This is a genomic window from Paenibacillus sp. MAEPY2 (genome assembly GCF_000499205.1).
In the GTDB taxonomy this organism is placed as follows: Bacteria; Bacillota; Bacilli; order Paenibacillales; family Paenibacillaceae; genus Paenibacillus; species Paenibacillus vandeheii.
This window is the reverse complement of the sequence record NZ_AWUK01000011.1, coordinates 132,380-150,235: the sequence shown is the minus strand read 5'-3', so window position 1 is coordinate 150,235 and position 17,856 is coordinate 132,380. Positions and strand designations below refer to the sequence as shown.

Here is a 17,856-nt window from a genome sequence, read left to right as displayed (position 1 = left end):
TAAACATAAATTTTTATATAAATGAACAAAAGCACCGACCCTCCCCAAAGTGTGAAGACGGGTGCTTCATATGTCCGTTTTTAAAAGGTCCTTCCATTAAACTAAACAAGAAAGAGATTTGAATCATTTGATTTAAATTATCCTCATTCATCTCCACAACCCCATTGAAATATTGTTTCACAAAATTCCTCAAGGGATCAAACGTAAAAATAAGTAACAGATTATTATCAACTTGTTTGAAAATAGGCTGTAACTTACCCCTGTCCAATATATGAACATTATGGATCGAATCCCCCGATGGACCATCAGTTGTTCTCTGCTCTCAACGTAACGGTTCAGGGTTGCAATGGTGATTAATGTCAATAGTAGGCATTTTTTCAGACAGCATTTCGGAATTGGTATAAGGCGGTTTTCGAATTATTAAATCGTCAGATATCGTGACATGTATTAGACTAGCCACATCTATAAAAACAGCGGTAACCGTGGACGATAAATAAAGTCCTAGACTGCCGCTGTTTTATTGAGCTAACGTTTCCCGTGAGCTCAATTTTTTTTCTCTCCCTTAGGATTTGTTAGAAGCTCAAGTTCTCTTTTTGTTTCCGGATGCACAACTATGCTATCTGTACTGCCCTTCCTTCCAACATTCAATCAGCTCATTCAATTTATGATTAAGGATGTAGTTGTCATTGATGATGCACAGCTCCATTCCGATGCGCCAGTACACCAGATTAACTGGTCTTTAAGCAGCATTGCTGCAAATAGGACGAGAAGATTTTTATATTCATTAGCATGTGCTTGTTATCCCCATCCAACTTGCTGAGTAAAATCCCTCCCTCCAACAAGGAAAATGCAAATGATGCTAGCGCATCTACATCCAGATCCTCCCTAAACTCCTCCGCTTGAATGCCGTCACGAATAATACTTTTCATCATATCCAAGAAGGTATGCATCCCTTGCCTTGCTTGACCACAAAGCTCTAGATGAGTATCGTCACTTTCTACAGCTGTATTCTGCATGGGACACCCTCCAATAAATGGTGGATCGTTGACGACATTCTCATAGACACGAAAAAAAGCAACCAACTTTCCTGACGCAGACTGCTCTTGATCGACCGCTTCAGAAAATTTTCTGGCGACCATACTGGCAGCATAATTGTAGGCTTCAAGCGCTATCTCGTCTTTACTGGCAAAATGTCGATAGATGCCCCCCTTCTTAATTCCTGTGTCGGCAATAATATCGTTTAGCGATGTACCGGCATATCCTCTCTGGTTAAAAATTTCAGCCGATTTCATAATGATATGTTCCCGTGTTCTGTCCCCTTTTTTCATGAGCTCCTCCGTATGAACCTTTTTTTATTTCATTTGTTTTAAATGAATTATTCAATTCGGCCTTGCAATTCATTAATATCATGCTAATATAAAGATACCGATCGGTATCTTTTAACATTATACAACAGGCCATTCTAGAATGAAATAGACGCTGACCCATTTTTATTTCATCACTGGCATTCGCTTATTGGAATAAATAAAACTTATAGGGGGATTTTTCAATGACTATAAAAGTAGGTATAAACGGTTTTGGACGGATCGGACGATTAGCTTTTCGCCGAATTCAAGATGTGGAAGGTGTTGAGGTTGTAGCGATTAACGACCTTACAAACGCTAAAATGTTAGCTCATCTGCTCAAATATGATACGACTCAAGGCACTTTTCACGGTGACATTGAAGTCCATGACGGAACCTTCAAAGTAGACGGCAAAGAGGTTAAGGTTTTGGCAAAGCGGAATCCTGAAGAGCTTCCTTGGGGAGAGCTTGGCGTTGATATTGTTCTCGAATGTACAGGCTTCTTCACCACAAAAGAACAGGCCGAGCTTCACCTGAAAGGCGGAGCGAGGAAAGTTGTCATTTCCGCCCCTGCTACAGGCGACATGAAAACGATCGTATACAACGTGAACCATGACACACTGGACGGAACGGAAACTGTCATTTCCGGCGCTTCCTGCACTACCAACTGCCTGGCCCCTATGGCTAAAGCTCTGCACGACAAGTTTGGTATCCAATCCGGGCTGATGACGACCGTTCACGCTTACACGGGTAACCAAAACACACTTGACGCTCCGGATCCAAAAGGCAATTTCCGAGCTGCGCGCGCCTCAGCGGAGAACATCGTTCCCTACTCCACCGGTGCCGCAAAAGCCATTGGCCTAGTTCTTCCGGAACTGAAGGGCAAACTGGATGGGGCATCTCAACGTGTACCTGTGCCAACAGGTTCCGTGACAGAACTCGTTGCCGTTTTGAATACCATGGTAACGGTTGAGCAAGTTAACGCTGCTATGAAAGAAGCTTCCGATCCAGAAACTTTCGGCTACACGGAAGACGAAATTGTATCTTCCGATATCAAAGGCATCACATTCGGTTCGCTCTTCGACGCCACGCAGACGAAAGTTCTGACAGTCGGTAACCAGCAATTGGTGAAAACCGCAGCTTGGTACGATAACGAAATGTCTTATACAGCCCAATTGGTTCGTACGCTGGAGCACTTCGCTAAGATTGCTAGATAAACAATAAATGATGGATAGAAGGAAAATTCTATGAAGGATGCACTCCACAATACAATGATCGATTGTTCGGCATTAGTCTGGTTTTGACGGGAGCGCGTCGGTTGAAGCTGTACCATCACTTCGGAAGGGCCAACGGGCTTCTGCGCGCCGCCATTGCGGAAGCCTTCGCGCTGTTGCTCGAAAGCAAAAGGACTGCGGCCCAATGCGTCGATCCGGTGATGGCGCTGTGCGAAGGCTGGGACGATTACGTGCGCTTCGCGGCAGCTCGTCCACGGCCCTACGTAGCGATGATGAGCCGCATTCTCGACGGTGCTGGAATTCCCGCCGCCGAGCAGGCCTTTGCGCTCCTAATACAACGCTTCGCAGCTATCGACGCCGAGGGACGGCTCGCGCCGACGATCGAGTGGCTGCCGCTCATGTAGGCATCTGCGAAAGCTGCATCCCTGCTTCACGTCACAGCTCGGCTACGCAAGGTGGAGCCACCCACTTCTGCGGTTCTTGAGCAAATCCGCGGTTGCGCCATGCGGTCTATCCTGAATTCCGAACCGAAAGGATGATCACAATGAAAATTCTCGTCACGGGAGGCACCGGCCTGCTCGGCGGCCGCCTGATCCCGAAGCTCGTGGAGGATGGTCACCAGATTTTCGCCCTCACACGCTCTGTATCATCTCACGCCAAACTCAAGGCCATGGGTGCCACGCCGGTCGATGCCGATCTCGAAAGCAGCACGCCATTCGTATTACCGGTGATCGATGCGGTTGTGCATGCGGCCGCCCTTTTCCGCTTTTCAGGGCCTCGCGGACCCTTTTTCCGTACCAACGTCGATGGCACCGCAGCCTTGTTGAAGGCAGCGGAGTCCGCCTGTGCGAAGACATTCGTCTACATCAGCGCGGCGGGGATCCACATGGATAACCGCGGAACGCTCATCCGCGATGCTGATGAAAGCGCGCCGATTTTCCTGAACCACTTCTCCTCCTACCTGGCGAGCAAGGCACAGGCCGATTCATTGGTTCTGGCAGCCAACAAACCCGGCTTTCGCACGATCGCGCTTCGCCCACCCGCTATCTGGGGGCCTGGTGATCCGTTTAGCCGAGCGCTTCCCGAAGCAGTCAGATCTGGACAGTTCGCGTTCATCGACCGCGGTGATTACGCTTTTTCAACTTGCCATGTGGACAATGTGGTTGAAGCCATACAATGCGCTCTTGAACGCGGAGAAGGCGGCCATGCCTTCTTCATCAAAGACCAGGAAGGACAGACTTTCCGTGAGTTCGTCGTCTCGCTTGCGAACTTGCAGGGCCTGTCCATCGATAAGCTGCGTTCGATGCCCTACTGGCTCGCCTCTGTTATTGGCCGTCTGTTCGACACTACCTGGGCCGTTACGCGGAAAGACGGCGATCCGCCGATCTCACGTTCGATGATACGTATGATTGGGCGAGAGTTCACTGTCAACGATGCCGCTGCACGTCGAGAGTTGGGCTATGTCGGAAGAACTTTGCGCGACGCAGGCTTGCAAAGCTACGAGGAACCATCTGCTCAACGATAGGGCCTTGGAGGGCAAACCACGGCAAACGGTGGTAAGTTGTTCTCTGGAATGGCTCTTTAGGCCAATGTGGTAGGCAGCGTTCGACGAAGAAGAGCACTACAGATCAGCAAAAGCTTATTAGCGTAATAAAAAACGGAGCAGTCGCCGCCGGCGAGACTGCTCCTTCCTTTATTTGTTGAACTAAATTGTTCCGTAAGTTTAATCTTTATGCTTCCATACATCAAATAAGTTTCCATCTATGTCCTCAAAAACAAAAAACTTGTCGTAAATCCTTCATTGCTAATTGTCCTAGTTGTAACTCCCTCAGATGTTAGTCTCATGTATATCATCTATGAAAAATGTTGCAACCCACCTTGATCGTCCGTTTATTTCACAAACAGCTCTTGTGTCATTATCAGATTCAATTAAATAAATCAAAAAAAGCCGCTAAAATAGCGACTTAAAAAGTACCACAAGGGGGCCTGTAACTATGATGAGCGCTGCAATTCACTAATCATGATTTGTTACAATATCTGACGACTATCTTTAAGTATAACATCGTGCGCACTACCCTCAACAATACTTGTGGAAGAAACTAAGGTTATCTTAGCATTTTTTTGTAGTTCAGAAATTGTCAGGTAACCACAATTACACATTGTTGAACGTACTATGCTTAAAGAAAGTCCAACATTATCTTCTAAACTTCCTGCATAGGGTACAAACGAATCAACTCCTTCTTCAAAAGAAAGTTTTTCGTCACCGCCTAAGTCATATCTTTGCCAATTTTTTGCCCTCGTACTTCCCTCTCCCCAATACTCCTTCATATAATTACCGTTTATATTCACTTTTTTAGTGGGGCTTTCGTCAAATCGGGCAAAATATCTTCCTAACATTAGAAAATCTGCTCCCATAGCTAGTGCCAATGTAATGTGATAATCGTGTACAGTACCTCCATCAGAACAAATTGGTACATAGATTCCTGTCTCATTAAAATATTCATCACGAGCCTTCGCTACCTCAATTAATGCGGTAGCTTGACCTCTCCCTATGCCTTTTTGTTCTCGTGTAATACAAATTGCACCGCCACCAATTCCTACTTTTACAAAATCGGCACCAGCATCGGCAAGGAAACGGAAACCTTCTTTATCAACTATATTTCCCGCCCCAATTTTTACAGTATCACCATAATTCTTTCGGACGTATTCAAGAACAATCTTTTGCCATTCTGTAAATCCTTCGGAACTGTCAATACAAAGAATATCTACACCAGCTTGAAGTAATGCTGGAATTCGTTCAGCATAATCTCTAGTATTAATACCTGCGCCAACCATATATCTTTTTGATTCATCAATCAACTCATACTCATTTTTCTTATTCGTATTGTAATCTTTTCGAAACACCATAGAAATCAATCTTTGTTCATCATCAATGATTGGAAGACAATTTAATTTGTGCTCCCATATAATATTATTCGCTTCTTTTAATGTGGTATCTTTATTACCACAGATTAATTCTTCGAATGGTGTCATAAAATCTTTAACTTTAGTACCTAAAGTCATCCGACTTACTCGATAATCTCTGCTAGTTACAATGCCTACTAATTTACCTCTAGAACTTCCATCAATCGTTACGGCTACAGTCGAATGATTTGTCTTCTTCTTTAACATTAACAGTTCGTCTAAAGTACCTTCTGGAGATATATTTGAATCACTAACAACAAATCCAGCTCTATAACTTTTAACACGAGCAACCATTTGTGCCTGACTTTCAATAGATTGTGATCCGTAAATAAAAGAAAGTCCACCTTCTTTTGCTAAAGATATTGCCATTGTATCATCAGAAACAGACTGCATAATTGCTGATGTCATAGGAATTCTCAAAGACATAGGAGGTTGATTTCCTTTTTTAAATTTTACTAAGGGTGTTTGTAAACTTACATTTGCCGGTATACACTCTACAGACGAGTAACCTGGTATTAGTAAATACTCACCAAAGGTGCGCGATACTTCATTCAGATAAACTGCCATATTATTTCCCCCCATGTTCTTGAGCTGTTTTTTCCATAAGTTTATATAGACCTTGATACAATCCCATAAGCGTCTCATCATCGAAGTCAGTAAATAACTCCTCTATATACTGTTCTTCCTCCTTACCTCTTTCCAAGTAATACTCTTTACCCTTAGATGTTAAAGCAACACGTAAACTCCTTCTGTCAGTTTCATCTTTTCCTACTTTTGCAAAACCTTTTTTCTCAAGAATATTTATGATTTTTTTCACATTCTGACTCGAGGTGCCGACAATTTGAGCAATATCTTTTAGGTTAAGAAAGTAATCATCATAAAGAGAAATATTCCACAACACAAAAGCTTGCTTTAGTGAAAGATCCTTATACCTTCTATCGCCTAAAAGTTGCAAACGGTTAGACAATGTGAAAATTGATCCATAAACATATGCTTTAGGTGTGATTTTTTTTTCGATTGGAAATTCCATTTTTTCACCTCCACAAAAGGTAACTGGTTATGTATTAAAATATCTAACCAGTTACCTTTTGTCAAGTAACTAAGAGGATACAAACGAAAGATTTAATCAGGAGAGTGAATTTTTGTGGGGGCCTACGTCACTACATTAACTAGTAATGATAAAGAATGAAGATGTAATTCCATTACTTTATAGTGTTAAATCAATTTGTAAAACTGTTCATTATAAAAATAGTCTGTTTGGTCATTGAACTAACCTTCCCGTTAGTTCAATGACCAAACAGACTATGAGATATCTTTCAGTTTTATCACTCTTCCGATGGGTATTACCACCGCTCTATATGTAATGATGGAAACTCCAACTCCTATGACAATGGATAACAGAACGATGCGGTTGCTGATGAAGTCACCGCTGAAGAATGTGATCTCGGTATGTATCTCCTTTACATGATGTATTCATCCCCTAACGGTTCGCAATTTTCGGAGAATCTCTAAAAGCATTACATTAAGACTGACCCATACTCCGCCGAATACATATCCTGCAAAGACATCGCTTGGATATTGCACTTTGAAATAAATTTGGCTGATACCTACTCCAAGGCAAATCAGGATTACGCACATAATGATGGGCATACGGATATAATGAAAGCTATAATATCTCAGCAATAGAAAAGCCGAAAAGCTGCATACCGTCAGTGAAACTAACGTTTCCTCGCTTGGGAAGGTATTAATAAACTGGACGCCGTCCGTAATGGGCCCTCCACGATGGAAAACCATGCGCAAAATTTCGTCAATTAACTCCCCTGCAGCAACTACCCATACAAGAAAGACTAAGTCTAACCTACGCTCTTTGCTGCGCAATGCGATCCAAAGCGCTGTTAATCCAAGCAAGGGACCATAGAAATAAAGGGTACCGAACTTCGCAAAGGCATTCATCCATTCACTCCATTCGGTTCCAAATGTGGCTGCAACCAGATAGGAGACGATCTCATCGAACTGGCCAAATTCCTGAGCCAGAAAGTCCTGGATTATACCGAGCATCAGCGAGAAGAACAAAACGAAAAAGGCAAATGAAGCGAGCAAAAGAAACCGAACTCTACCGAACGAGTTAAAGCGGCGCCCAGCATGTATGAGTAGTTGCATCAGTGCTTCCACCACCGGACGTTTATACTTGCGATACACATAGATTACGCCGGTCAGAAGTGCCGATGCGATACCGAAGATAATCATGTACCGGTTGGCCGTTGAATGATACTGCTCCCATTTGGGACCAAGCACTTTACCCAAGGAGATGAACAAGCTCACCCAAAAAATCGCGCCGGTATAGACATAGAGTGCGTAACGCTTGAACGGCATGCGTGTAACGCCGCAAAAATACCCCGTAATATGTCGAACTCCAGGGATGAAATAAGCTACGAAAAGAAGCTTATCTCCATATTTCTCAAACCAGAGAGTCATCTTATCAACGCGTTCTTCTGTAAGATGGACGCGTTTTCCATATCGCACGACGTACGGCCTTCCCAAACGATAACCGATCCAGTAAGAAAGCGTTACTCCGGTCAAGACACCTGAACTGGCTGACACGATACTGATGAGCCAGCTCAGCTTTTGTTCATATACAGAGAGGCCGATGTAGCTCATCAGCATCTCCCCCGGAAGCGGCAATGCCAGCATTTCGAGGCACAGAAACAAAGTAATAAGACCATACCCGTAATGTTCCAGCAAATTCGTCAAAATGTCCAAGGTTGATCACCTTCCGAAATACAGTCGGATTGCAGAACGACCAATCCGCCTTATCTATTGGATTATAATGTGGCACCTTTATCGGTGACTTCGATTAGTCTATTCGATCCAGATCATGATTACACTGCTCGAAACATTTTCACCATGCATGATAACGGAGTCGGTATGAATGAGACAAAGCTGTCTGCTCGGTACGGTCGCCGGTTTTTTCTCCATCGTGCCTTATCTGATGAGAGTCCGACAGGCTTCATCGTAAACGCATTCTGTTCCCGGGCACATTGAGCGTAATCTTGTTCGGAATGCTCGACGGGATGCTGGCTGACTGCCGGGGCCATATCACCGCGATGTTGTTCGGGCTATGCATGATGGATCGTCGGTTTTCTAATCGTACTCTTCTATACGGATCGAGCGCCTTGGCTTATTACAGGTTCGATGATCCTGACGTTTGGCGGCCTCCTATTCGCCCTGTCGTACAAGCGCAACTGATATCCAGAACAATAATCGTATTTGCAGACATTATTTTAAGTAGAACTTAAAAGCCTCCCTCGGGTGGGGGGCTTTTTGTACTTTCAGTATTTTTTTATTTCATGTAGCGATATTCCAGGAGGTCCTTCAAATTTGAAATTTTCTGCAGCAGCTTCTCCCCTACATTGGTTTCCCTTACCAGCTTCCGTTCCAGTTCTTTATCCACCAGTCTTTTTACAGACATTACGTCCGTTCCGTTGCATAACACATCTTCTTTTGAATTAAATTTCTGATGGGCGACGAGCTGCATGCCAAAGGAATTAAACAACAAAGTATATCCGGCGATGCCCGTTGTGGATTGATAGGCCTTGGAAAAACCGCCGTCAATGACAACCATTTTCCCGTTGGCTTTAATGGGGTTCTCTCCACGAGTTTCTTTAACTGGCGTGTGACCGTTAATGACATGTCCATGATCCGGATTCAAATCAAACTCTTGCAGGATTTTCCGGCAGATCTCCTCATTTTCACGTAAATAGTAGTAAGGGTTCTTTCTCTCCTTATGGGATTCTTTATCCTGGATAAAGTACCGTTCAAAAGTGGTCATTTCTCTCTTTCCAAAGAGCGAGGAACATTCCCCTGTCCAGATGTACCACACCATATCCGTCGCTAGATCATCTGTCTCTTCCAGATGCGCAAAGGAGTAACGTAAGTAATATTCAAAAACATCGAGCAGCTGACGCCCCGAATACGTCTTGTCTTCAATCTGCATTTCTTCCATGTTTCCTTCTTCATCCAAAGGAATACAGCCGTGGATTAACAAATTCCCGTTGTATTTTAAATAAAGACTGCCCTTTTTCATAAGAAAATTCATATGTTTGGCCAGCTTTTCGGAATGCTGCACGGAAAACAGCAGCTTTTCCATCACATCCTGTTCTTCCTCCAGCAATTGTTCAGGCTGCTGCGGATTTACGGCTCTGAAACAGGTGTTTTCCAGCGGGTACGTTTTTCCGCCGATTTTGATTTCATTTTTGTCGTAATCAATCTGCTCAAGCAGAAGTCTTTCAGACATATTAAAGTATGGGCGTCTCTTGATAATCGGGATTTCAAGCTTAAACTGGATCATGGCAATAGCTTGATGAATTTTGGTAATCTGCAGAATTTCCTGCTCCGAACCGTTATGGTCGGACTGCAGCTTGGGTCTGAAGGCCGGATTGTCATCATAGTATTTCTCCGCCAAGTTTAGCAGTGGGCGAAGATTGATTCCGTATACGTCTTCGATGATGTCCAGATTGTCGTATCTGGCGCCGATCCGGATAATATTCGCAAGGCAGACCAGGGAACCCGCATAGGCGCCGATCCACAGGACATCATGGTTCCCCCACTGAATGTCTACAGAATGATAGTTGATTAGCGTGTCCATAATTTTATCGGGGTCCGGCCCCCGGTCATAGATATCTCCAACCACATGAAGATGGTCAACCACTAGGCGCTGGGTTGTATAAGCTAGACCGATAATGAGCTTGTCCGCCTGGCCCAAGGAGATAATTTGCCGGTATATTTCCTCATAATAAGGATCCTTGTTGTTGGTCGAATCTGTTTTGTAGAGAAGCTCTTCTACAACATAGATAAACTGCTCCGGCAGAGCTTTGCGCAATTTCGAGCGCGTATATTTGGAAGAGGCATAAGAAACGAGCTTAAGCATTTGTTCAATCGTTTGTCTATGCCACCGGTTCAAGGCTTGTTTATTGCATAGGTCTGCTTTAACCAGCTGTATTTTTTCTTCCGGATAATAAACTAAAGCTGCAAAATCATTGATTTCATCATCTGTCCAAACCTCACGGAATAAATCCTTGATTTTCTCCTTTACATTACCCGAACCGTTTCTTAGTACATGCTGAAAAGCATGAAACTCCCCATGCAAATCACTGACATAATGCTCAGTTCCCTTGGGAAGATTGGAGATCGCTTCAAGGTTGATGATCTCTGTTATGACTTTTTCTTCCGTATCATATTTCTCGGCCAATAAATCTAGAAACTGCTCATCCAAAACAGACATCCCCCTTCAAGAAAGTATGGAAAATTGGTCTTTCGGAATGCGATCCTCTTCACCTGTATGGTTAACAAAACAAGTAAAATTATTTATGTGGTGATATCAGCATCACCTTCCCCCATCATGGTATAACCCCCTGTTGCCAAACTCCGCCTAAAGACGCTAGCCTGACCACAATCTGTTCAGGCTTACAGACGCATCACTTGGTGAGAAATTATTTTCGGGGTAATAGGGTTCTTCCAACCTCTTATCACGTAAAGCTGCACCTAATTCTACAATATTTTTGGCAAATGTAACATCATAGATCCAGTACTCAACCTTGTTCTTGATCAAAATTTGTCCATCCGCCGAGCCCTGCCAATCTAGTTTAGAATAATAATATCAAGATTTATCAGACTTTTTCTCCAGTGTCATTAAACTAGCCGCCGTTCGCTTGATGCATTATGGGTGGAAACGAATTAGATATATGTCTAATTCGTGATCGGACCATGTTCTTGTCCTTCGACATAATAAAACCCCCTACTTGAGCATAATTATACTTTTGCTTTAGGTAGGAGGTTTTAAACTATTGATTCAACTAGTGTTCCCCGTTAGTGTAATCATCCATCATCTATGCAGTTCCCGAAAGATTTAATGCACGATGAGGACTGGGCAGTTTGATAGCTGTGAAACCTTGTGGCTGACACTTCCAAGCATCATTTCTTTTATGCCACTTAGTCCACGACTTCCAATAATAATGAGTTGCTGGTCAGTATCCCTTGCATATTTTAATATTTCATGTGCAGGGTTTCCCTTAAGATGAACTGTTTTCGGGTTAATCCCCGCAGATTTTAATTTGGATTTGGCTTGTTGTAATTGCTTCAAACTCGCTTTCTCTATTTCGTTCAATATTTCTTCCAAGAAATTCTCTGGTACATATATCATGCCATTCGATACATATTCCTGGCTGACATTAATCAAGGTAACTTGAGTTTGTTTGTTTCGGGCTATTTCAACGGTTGCATCGAGGATTTTGTTCGTTATTTCCGCTTGATCAATGGCTACAATAATGTTTTCAAACATATTTATCGTCCTTTCCGTGCAGCTCGTATCTATCTCGGCTACCTACAAAACGGTTTTTTGCTGCTCCTATACCGACTAAAAAGAGTAAGACGGAAGCGCCAAGCAGAATGAAAAGTGGCAGTTTCCAACTATTTGTCGCATCATGCAGATATCCTATAAGGGCAGGACCGACTGCGGCAAGAAGATATCCGATCGATTGCGCCATGCCAGAAAGTTCGGCTGCTTGATGCGCATTTTCAGTACGTAATCCAAAAAACATCATGGACAAACTAAAGGCGAAGCCTCCGCCAATTCCGAGTATGATGATCCACAACAATATGATATTGGAACTTCCGTAAAGAAGTCCGAGCGTTCCCGTCAAAAGCAAAGTGGTTGTGATGACCACTAACAAACGTTGGCTAGACATACGCCCAGCAATAACGGGGACAAGGAAGGTAAATGGAAGCATGGCTAACTGCATGAGCGAGAGGTACCATCCTGATTGGTTGGAGTCAATTCCTTGCTGCTTTAAAATTTCGGGCAACCATGCGATCAACACATAGAAAACCATGGATTGTATACCCATAAACAAGGTTACTTGCCAAGCAAGAGGGGATCGCCAAACATTTACATCGTTGCTGGCATTCTGTTGACTCGTCGTGGCTGTTTGCTTCGTTTGATTTCTTAATTGGGGTAACCAACAGAGGATCGATACGAAGCTTAGAATCCCCCATATTCCCAATGCTCCCTCCCATTTTAGACCTGCGTTCACGGCTAGCGGTATACTGATTCCTGATGCGATTGCTCCACATAAACTCATTGAAATGGAGTAAAGACCTGTCATGGAACCAATTTTATTTGGGAAATCTCTTTTGATTATACTTGGCAATAATACATTACATACGGCAATTGCGAATCCAAGAATTGCAGTCCCTATATACAGATTAGCTGCGCCAGATAAAGAACGTATTACAATACCAACAGTCAGAAATATTAGTGCAATCAAAATGATGCGTTCAACCCCATACTTTCGTCCTAATGTTGGTACTAGAGGCGATAATAAAGCAAAGGCTAGCAAGGGTAGCGTTGTTATGAGGCCTGCTAATGTATTTGAAATTTGAACGTCATCCCTTATGAGACTCACTAAAGGCCCGACCGAGGTTAAGGGAGTACGTAAATTAGCTGCAATAACAATAATGCCGAGAATGATAAACCCTATAGATGGTACGGTTTTTTTATTTTGTTTGTTCGGCATTCTTCAATGCTCCTTTCTGAATTTATACGTATTGTTTGTTTCCTGCTGATTGAAAAAAAGATGCAATAACATCCGCGCGGACAACAAAAGTATATTATAGTATATTATTATTTACAATAAGTATTTTATAATATAATTAAAATCGTCTAAAAGCAAAAATACAACTCTGAATTCCTGTCATGGAATTCGGAGTTGTATCATAAGTAGAATTTTCGATTTTTAGAAACCATACTTTAAGGAGATATGGAGCACTGTTTCGCTATTCGTATGATTGGTATAAGAGTGAGGAGAATCTGCACGAAAACTGATCGTATCATATTGATTCAATGTGTAAATCTCTTCATTGACTTGAATTTCAATGGAACCAGTCATTACTGTCGCAATTTCAGTTGTATTCACATGATGACCTTCAGGGTAATACGAGCTATTTGGCTGTAAGTAAGCCCGGCACATTTCAATATCGTTGCTTTTAAAGACAGGTTCAATGGTCCAATTTTTTTGATCATTAGAAAATCGCAGTCCTTCGCCTGCTCGATACAAACTAACAGGTTCTTCTGATTTGAACAAAGCCAGTAGCGGTAAAGATATACCTTTTGAAATTTTCCATATAATCGCCAAAGTTGGATTGGTCTCGCCACGTTCGATATTCCCAAGAGTAAGTTTGCTTACGCCCGTTAATTCGGCTAAGTCATCTAAGCTCATATTTTTTTCTTTTCTGTACCTTTTCAAGGCACCGCCGATTTGTAATACAAATTGTTTTGATTCATTGACTTCATCCATTTGAAATTCACCTCAACAAAAAACAGTTATAGCTAGTATATCGTCAATCTAGATTCTTTTCCATACGATTAGTATTTGATGGTGAAAGTCACTCAAACTTAGAGATTAACATAAGACTTCAACAGTAAATCCACCAGGGGCTTCAACATAAAAAGTATAGCCGTGTGCATGCTTAGGTGCGTCTACTTCGAAGCCATTGTCTTTCAATAGACAATATATCCTGTCAACCTCTTGTTCGGTCGGTTGGGGAAATCCGATATGAAAAGTCACTGGATAGAGTACATTTTTACCCTTCATTAGAGTCAGAATAAAGCCTTCATCATCAAACATAACTGCAAATGCGTTTCCTCTCGTACCTTCACATCTCATACCAAAATAAGTCTCTAAAAACTCGCGAGCAGCTGGAACATCAGTAACTGTTAGGTTCAGATGATTTAATTTCATAATTACACCCTTTCCTACATATTTTGTACGTCCTCCGTAGAGCTTTAACTTCAATCCAAATAATACCACATAATGGAACTATTCTGTCCGTCACTTCAATGAAAAGTCGTTTCATTTTTTTCTATACCGACGATAATCTAAATCAACAAAAAAAGAGACTGAATTAATTAGTCCCCTGCGCCTACATATCGATTTATGACGTGTCTTGTTGGGTATCCTTGTTAAGCGAGGAAGCAGTCCAAAGTATATAAGAGTACGCATATTGCATCTGGGATTCCGGCCCGTTCTCCGGGAAGTTCGCCCTTTGGTAAATACATCTTCCCCTTCACTCTTTACATCATGATTACCCAATGTTAGAGAAGATGGAATGGTCGTTGCATAGACCGACGAAGCTTGCATGCAAAAAATAAAAAGAACACCGAACCTTTTTCCGATTAGAGAGACAATATAGTGTGTAAGCTGCTTACTCTGGAGGGCCCTCTGAATGGAAAGTGAATATATGTACCAATTACTCACAAAAATGAAGGATGGTGATCAACAGGCGTTTCATACGATGTATGATGCCACTTATCAGGACGTCTATCGGACCGTCACCTTTCTGGTGGATCATCAGCAGGATCGGGAAGATGTCATGAATGAGATTTATATGCAAATGTGGACCTCACTGGCCAACTACGATACGAGTAGACCTTTCCACTTCTGGTTGCACGGCTTGGTGATCCGTCAAGTGCAGAGATTTCGGGTCAAGAGCTGGCGGAGATTCCGAATTTTTGAACGCATCCGTTCCTTCTCTCGGGAAGAACCTCATTGGGATCAACCAGCGGTGTTGATGGATGGGACCAACGACATGATATCGCAGGCCATTAAGAAACTGACCGACAAACAGCGAACGGTGATTATCCTCCGCTTTTTTCATGACTATACGCTTGAGGAAATCGCGACAGTGCTCGATATTCCATTGGGTACAGTCAAGTCGAGATATCATGCTGGCCTGCAGGCGCTTCGAAAAAACATATGGAGTCTCCCCTCAGAAAGGATGGAAAAGATCAATGACTATTGAACGCAAAATCCGTGAACATCTGCACAAAGAAGCCGAAACGGTGGAGTGCCCACCGGCCATTTCCAATCGAATAGAACAATCCTATTCTCAATATTTGCAACGAAAAAGGAGCGGAAGACCCATGAAAAAACGATTGATTGGTGGAATTGTTGCTGTTGCGATTTTGATTCCAAGCGCAGCATTTGCGGCACCTACCTTGATTGATATACTTACCAGAACACCAATGACTGCTGATCAAGTCAAGACGGATGAGGTTGCCAAAGCAGCACTTGAGAAGCTGTATAACGCATTTCCCGAAACAAAAGCGTTTGAGATCATCGATGCAAGCAACGTTCAAGGTGTTCAAACAAGCATCATCCTACAGGAAAAGGGAGGAACCGGCAAAAAGATTACACTTCATACAAACGGTATTACCGGTGCGATTGAACACGTGATTCAAGAGAATTGGGAGCCTAAGGAGAAGCCGCTCACTGCATTAACCGATCAGGAAATCATGTCGAAGGTAGATATTCTCATTGATAAATTGTATGGTAACATCGAAAAGTACGAGTTTACTATGGAGCAAATGGAGAACCCGAATCAAAAAACGTTTGTATTGAATTACAGCACAAAAGGATCAACAACACCGTTCTACCAGGTATTTGTTCAGGGCAATTCAATCAGTGTTTCTCTGATCGGAGGTGAGACTACACCTTCAAACATGAAGGTAGAAGGTTTCTTCTCTACAAACGGTAAACCAGATTATTTTGCCGATGCCTATCTAAACGATGAAAAACTGTTTGCTTTACTTAAAATCAGCCCGACAGAATTAAAACAAGAATTAGCAAAGGGTAAATCCGTTGTGGAGATTGCAGCATCTAGAAATGTCTCAAAACAACAAGTGATTGACGTCATTGCAAAAGCGCAGGCTGACGGACAGATTCAAGGTGAAAAAAATGGCGTTGTTCCAAAAAGCAATCGTTCAAATGAAGAAATGTTAAAAGCTGTTGAACCAAAAGTATTACAAATTATTGAGCACAAAACTGAAACACCATCGAAGTAATAATCCATTCAACAAGCGAGAATGTACGCGTATATATCGAGATTGGTAAAAAGTAATAAGAGGCCGGTATCCTTAGCATCCAGGAAACCGGCCATTTTTAGATCAAAAGAGGCTTGGCGTCTTGGATAAAATCTAAAGGTGCTCCATTATCAGGCAACTGATAGGCATAGAAAGAATGTTTCACTTAAATGAATTGTATAGGTTTCGCCTCAAATATAATTTGGCCACCCCTGCTGCCGCCATGAGGCCGGTTCATAATTTGCCACAGCCCCAGTGAAATCTCTGGCAGCTTCATCATCGTAAAGTCCCCCCGTAAATCATTGCTTTAATGGTATAACCATGTTCCACGTATCGGAAGCGTCCTTAAAACCATCACTGCCGTCCGAGACGGCCGCGAACAAATGAGTCGGCTTGCCGTTCTGGAACAACAGGAACGGCCGCTCCAGATTGCCCAGCGTCTGCACCGTGCCGTCATCCCAACGCACCGTTCGGGAATAGCCTTGCGGCTGCCCATGCAAGCTCCATTTCAGCCCGTCCGGCGACTCGGCATAAATGCCGCCGTATTTTTCTCCGCATAGATGCCCTTCCATATCTTTGGCGATCATATTGTATCCTTCGTTTGTTTGCCAGATGAAAGGGTCTTCGATATGGAACGACTCTGGAGGAAACACCGGCTCGTCACTCAGCACCCGGTACAGCCCCTCGTAGTGATCCGCATACGCAACGCCAATCGTCATGCCGCCATGCAGGTTGCCTTCGTAGTGACGTGCTTTATAGATCAGCAGCACGGAACCGTCCTCCCGGACACACGGAGCCGGATTGGATGTCAGAAAGCTATCGAATCGGCCGGGACGTGTTGGCAATATCGGTTCGTCCGCTCTGCGCCACGGGCCCAAAACGCTATCCGCTATAGCCAGACCTACCCGTTTGTTCGCCCGCGCCACGATGCATTGAGGATCAGTTAACCCGAAATTCCCCGGCGGCTCTGGATCGCTTAGCGGATGGGTCGAACCCGTATAATAAAGCAAATATTTGTTGTTATGCTTGACGATATGGGGGTTGTGCGTGCAGCGACCGTCCCAATATTCCGCTCCCCTCGCCGGAAGCACCACCTCGCAGAATCGGTACGGTCCCTCCGGGGTATCCGAGTCTGCCCTGACAATCTCTGAAGCCGTCATCCAGCCGGGATGCATCGGCAGTGTCTTCGGCCAGCGCGAGGCAAACATGTGGAATTTACCGTCCTCGCCCTGCACGACGGAACCGCACCATACCCAATAACCTTCCATACGGAAGCCGCCGCCACGCGGAGCCGGCAACATTGTGCTAGTATGCATGTCCATTCACCTCGTTTTTCCCCGCTGCTCCATAGTTGCTGTGAGACATGGTCTCCCATCCTTCCAAATGAAGTGAATAACAG

15 protein-coding genes are annotated in these 17,856 nt (G+C 43.5%); 5 read left to right on the top strand and 10 right to left on the bottom strand.

Annotated features, from left to right (window positions below):
- Positions 1–728: 728 nt before the first annotated feature.
- Complete coding sequence (locus tag P364_RS0110160) at positions 729–1,328, bottom strand: TetR/AcrR family transcriptional regulator (RefSeq protein WP_024630026.1); 600 nt, start codon at positions 1,326–1,328, stop codon at positions 729–731.
- 221 nt (positions 1,329–1,549) lie between these two features.
- Here P364_RS0110160 and gap point away from each other — a divergent pair, with 221 nt between their 5' ends.
- The 3 genes from gap (at position 1,550) to P364_RS0110145 (ending at position 4,103) form a co-directional block, all read left to right on the top strand.
- Positions 1,550–2,560: a type I glyceraldehyde-3-phosphate dehydrogenase gene (gene gap, locus P364_RS0110155; RefSeq protein WP_024630025.1), complete on the top strand. Its 1,011-nt coding sequence runs from the start codon at positions 1,550–1,552 to the stop codon at positions 2,558–2,560.
- Positions 2,561–2,661: 101 nt separating this feature from the next.
- Positions 2,662–2,982, top strand: a complete 321-nt coding sequence (locus P364_RS35215; protein WP_201770153.1) for a hypothetical protein — start codon at positions 2,662–2,664, stop codon at positions 2,980–2,982.
- Between the two features lie 140 nt (positions 2,983–3,122).
- Positions 3,123–4,103, top strand: a complete 981-nt coding sequence (locus P364_RS0110145) for an NAD-dependent epimerase/dehydratase family protein (protein ID WP_024630024.1) — start codon at positions 3,123–3,125, stop codon at positions 4,101–4,103.
- Between the two features lie 503 nt (positions 4,104–4,606).
- On the opposite strand, the gene P364_RS0110140 is transcribed toward P364_RS0110145, so the two are convergent.
- The 8 genes from P364_RS0110140 to P364_RS0110105 all read right to left on the bottom strand — a co-directional run bounded on the left by P364_RS0110140 (position 4,607) and on the right by P364_RS0110105 (position 14,337).
- The gene (locus P364_RS0110140; RefSeq protein WP_024630023.1) at positions 4,607–6,109 is read right to left on the bottom strand and encodes an IMP dehydrogenase; all 1,503 of its coding nucleotides are present in this window, start codon (positions 6,107–6,109) and stop codon (positions 4,607–4,609) included.
- Position 6,110: 1 nt separating this feature from the next.
- Positions 6,111–6,572 (bottom strand): MarR family winged helix-turn-helix transcriptional regulator, encoded by a 462-nt coding sequence (locus P364_RS0110135; protein ID WP_024630022.1) that lies wholly within the window; start codon positions 6,570–6,572, stop codon positions 6,111–6,113.
- 443 nt (positions 6,573–7,015) lie between these two features.
- Positions 7,016–8,302: a VTT domain-containing protein gene (locus tag P364_RS0110130; RefSeq protein WP_024630021.1), complete on the bottom strand. Its 1,287-nt coding sequence runs from the start codon at positions 8,300–8,302 to the stop codon at positions 7,016–7,018.
- A 580-nt stretch (positions 8,303–8,882) separates the two neighbouring features.
- Positions 8,883–10,823 carry a fructose-1,6-bisphosphatase gene (locus P364_RS0110125; protein ID WP_442952310.1) on the bottom strand — a complete coding sequence of 647 codons (1,941 nt, stop codon included), beginning with the start codon at positions 10,821–10,823 and terminating at the stop codon, positions 8,883–8,885.
- 624 nt (positions 10,824–11,447) lie between these two features.
- A complete protein-coding gene (locus P364_RS0110120) occupies positions 11,448–11,879 on the bottom strand; it encodes a universal stress protein (RefSeq protein ID WP_024630019.1) in 432 nt (143 codons plus the stop codon).
- A complete protein-coding gene (locus P364_RS0110115) occupies positions 11,872–13,113 on the bottom strand; it encodes a CynX/NimT family MFS transporter (RefSeq protein WP_024630018.1) in 1,242 nt (413 codons plus the stop codon). Before P364_RS0110115 ends, P364_RS0110120 begins: the two co-directional genes overlap by 8 nt.
- A 219-nt stretch (positions 13,114–13,332) precedes the next feature.
- Entirely contained in the window at positions 13,333–13,893 is a 561-nt protein-coding gene (locus P364_RS0110110; protein WP_024630017.1) for a helix-turn-helix domain-containing protein, read from the bottom strand.
- Between the two features lie 105 nt (positions 13,894–13,998).
- Complete coding sequence (locus P364_RS0110105) at positions 13,999–14,337, bottom strand: VOC family protein (protein WP_024630016.1); 339 nt, start codon at positions 14,335–14,337, stop codon at positions 13,999–14,001.
- 484 nt (positions 14,338–14,821) lie between these two features.
- On the opposite strand from P364_RS0110105, the gene P364_RS0110100 reads away from it, so the two are divergent.
- Complete coding sequence (locus P364_RS0110100) at positions 14,822–15,397, top strand: sigma-70 family RNA polymerase sigma factor (RefSeq protein WP_024630015.1); 576 nt, start codon at positions 14,822–14,824, stop codon at positions 15,395–15,397.
- Positions 15,387–16,439, top strand: coding sequence for a hypothetical protein (locus tag P364_RS0110095; protein WP_024630014.1), 1,053 nt, complete (start codon positions 15,387–15,389; stop codon positions 16,437–16,439). Before P364_RS0110100 ends, P364_RS0110095 begins: the two co-directional genes overlap by 11 nt.
- A gap of 317 nt (positions 16,440–16,756) precedes the next feature.
- Here P364_RS0110095 and P364_RS38180 read toward each other — a convergent pair whose 3' ends face one another.
- Positions 16,757–17,383 (bottom strand): glycoside hydrolase family protein, encoded by a 627-nt coding sequence (locus P364_RS38180; protein ID WP_236642098.1) that lies wholly within the window; start codon positions 17,381–17,383, stop codon positions 16,757–16,759.
- Positions 17,384–17,856 lie beyond the last annotated feature (473 nt).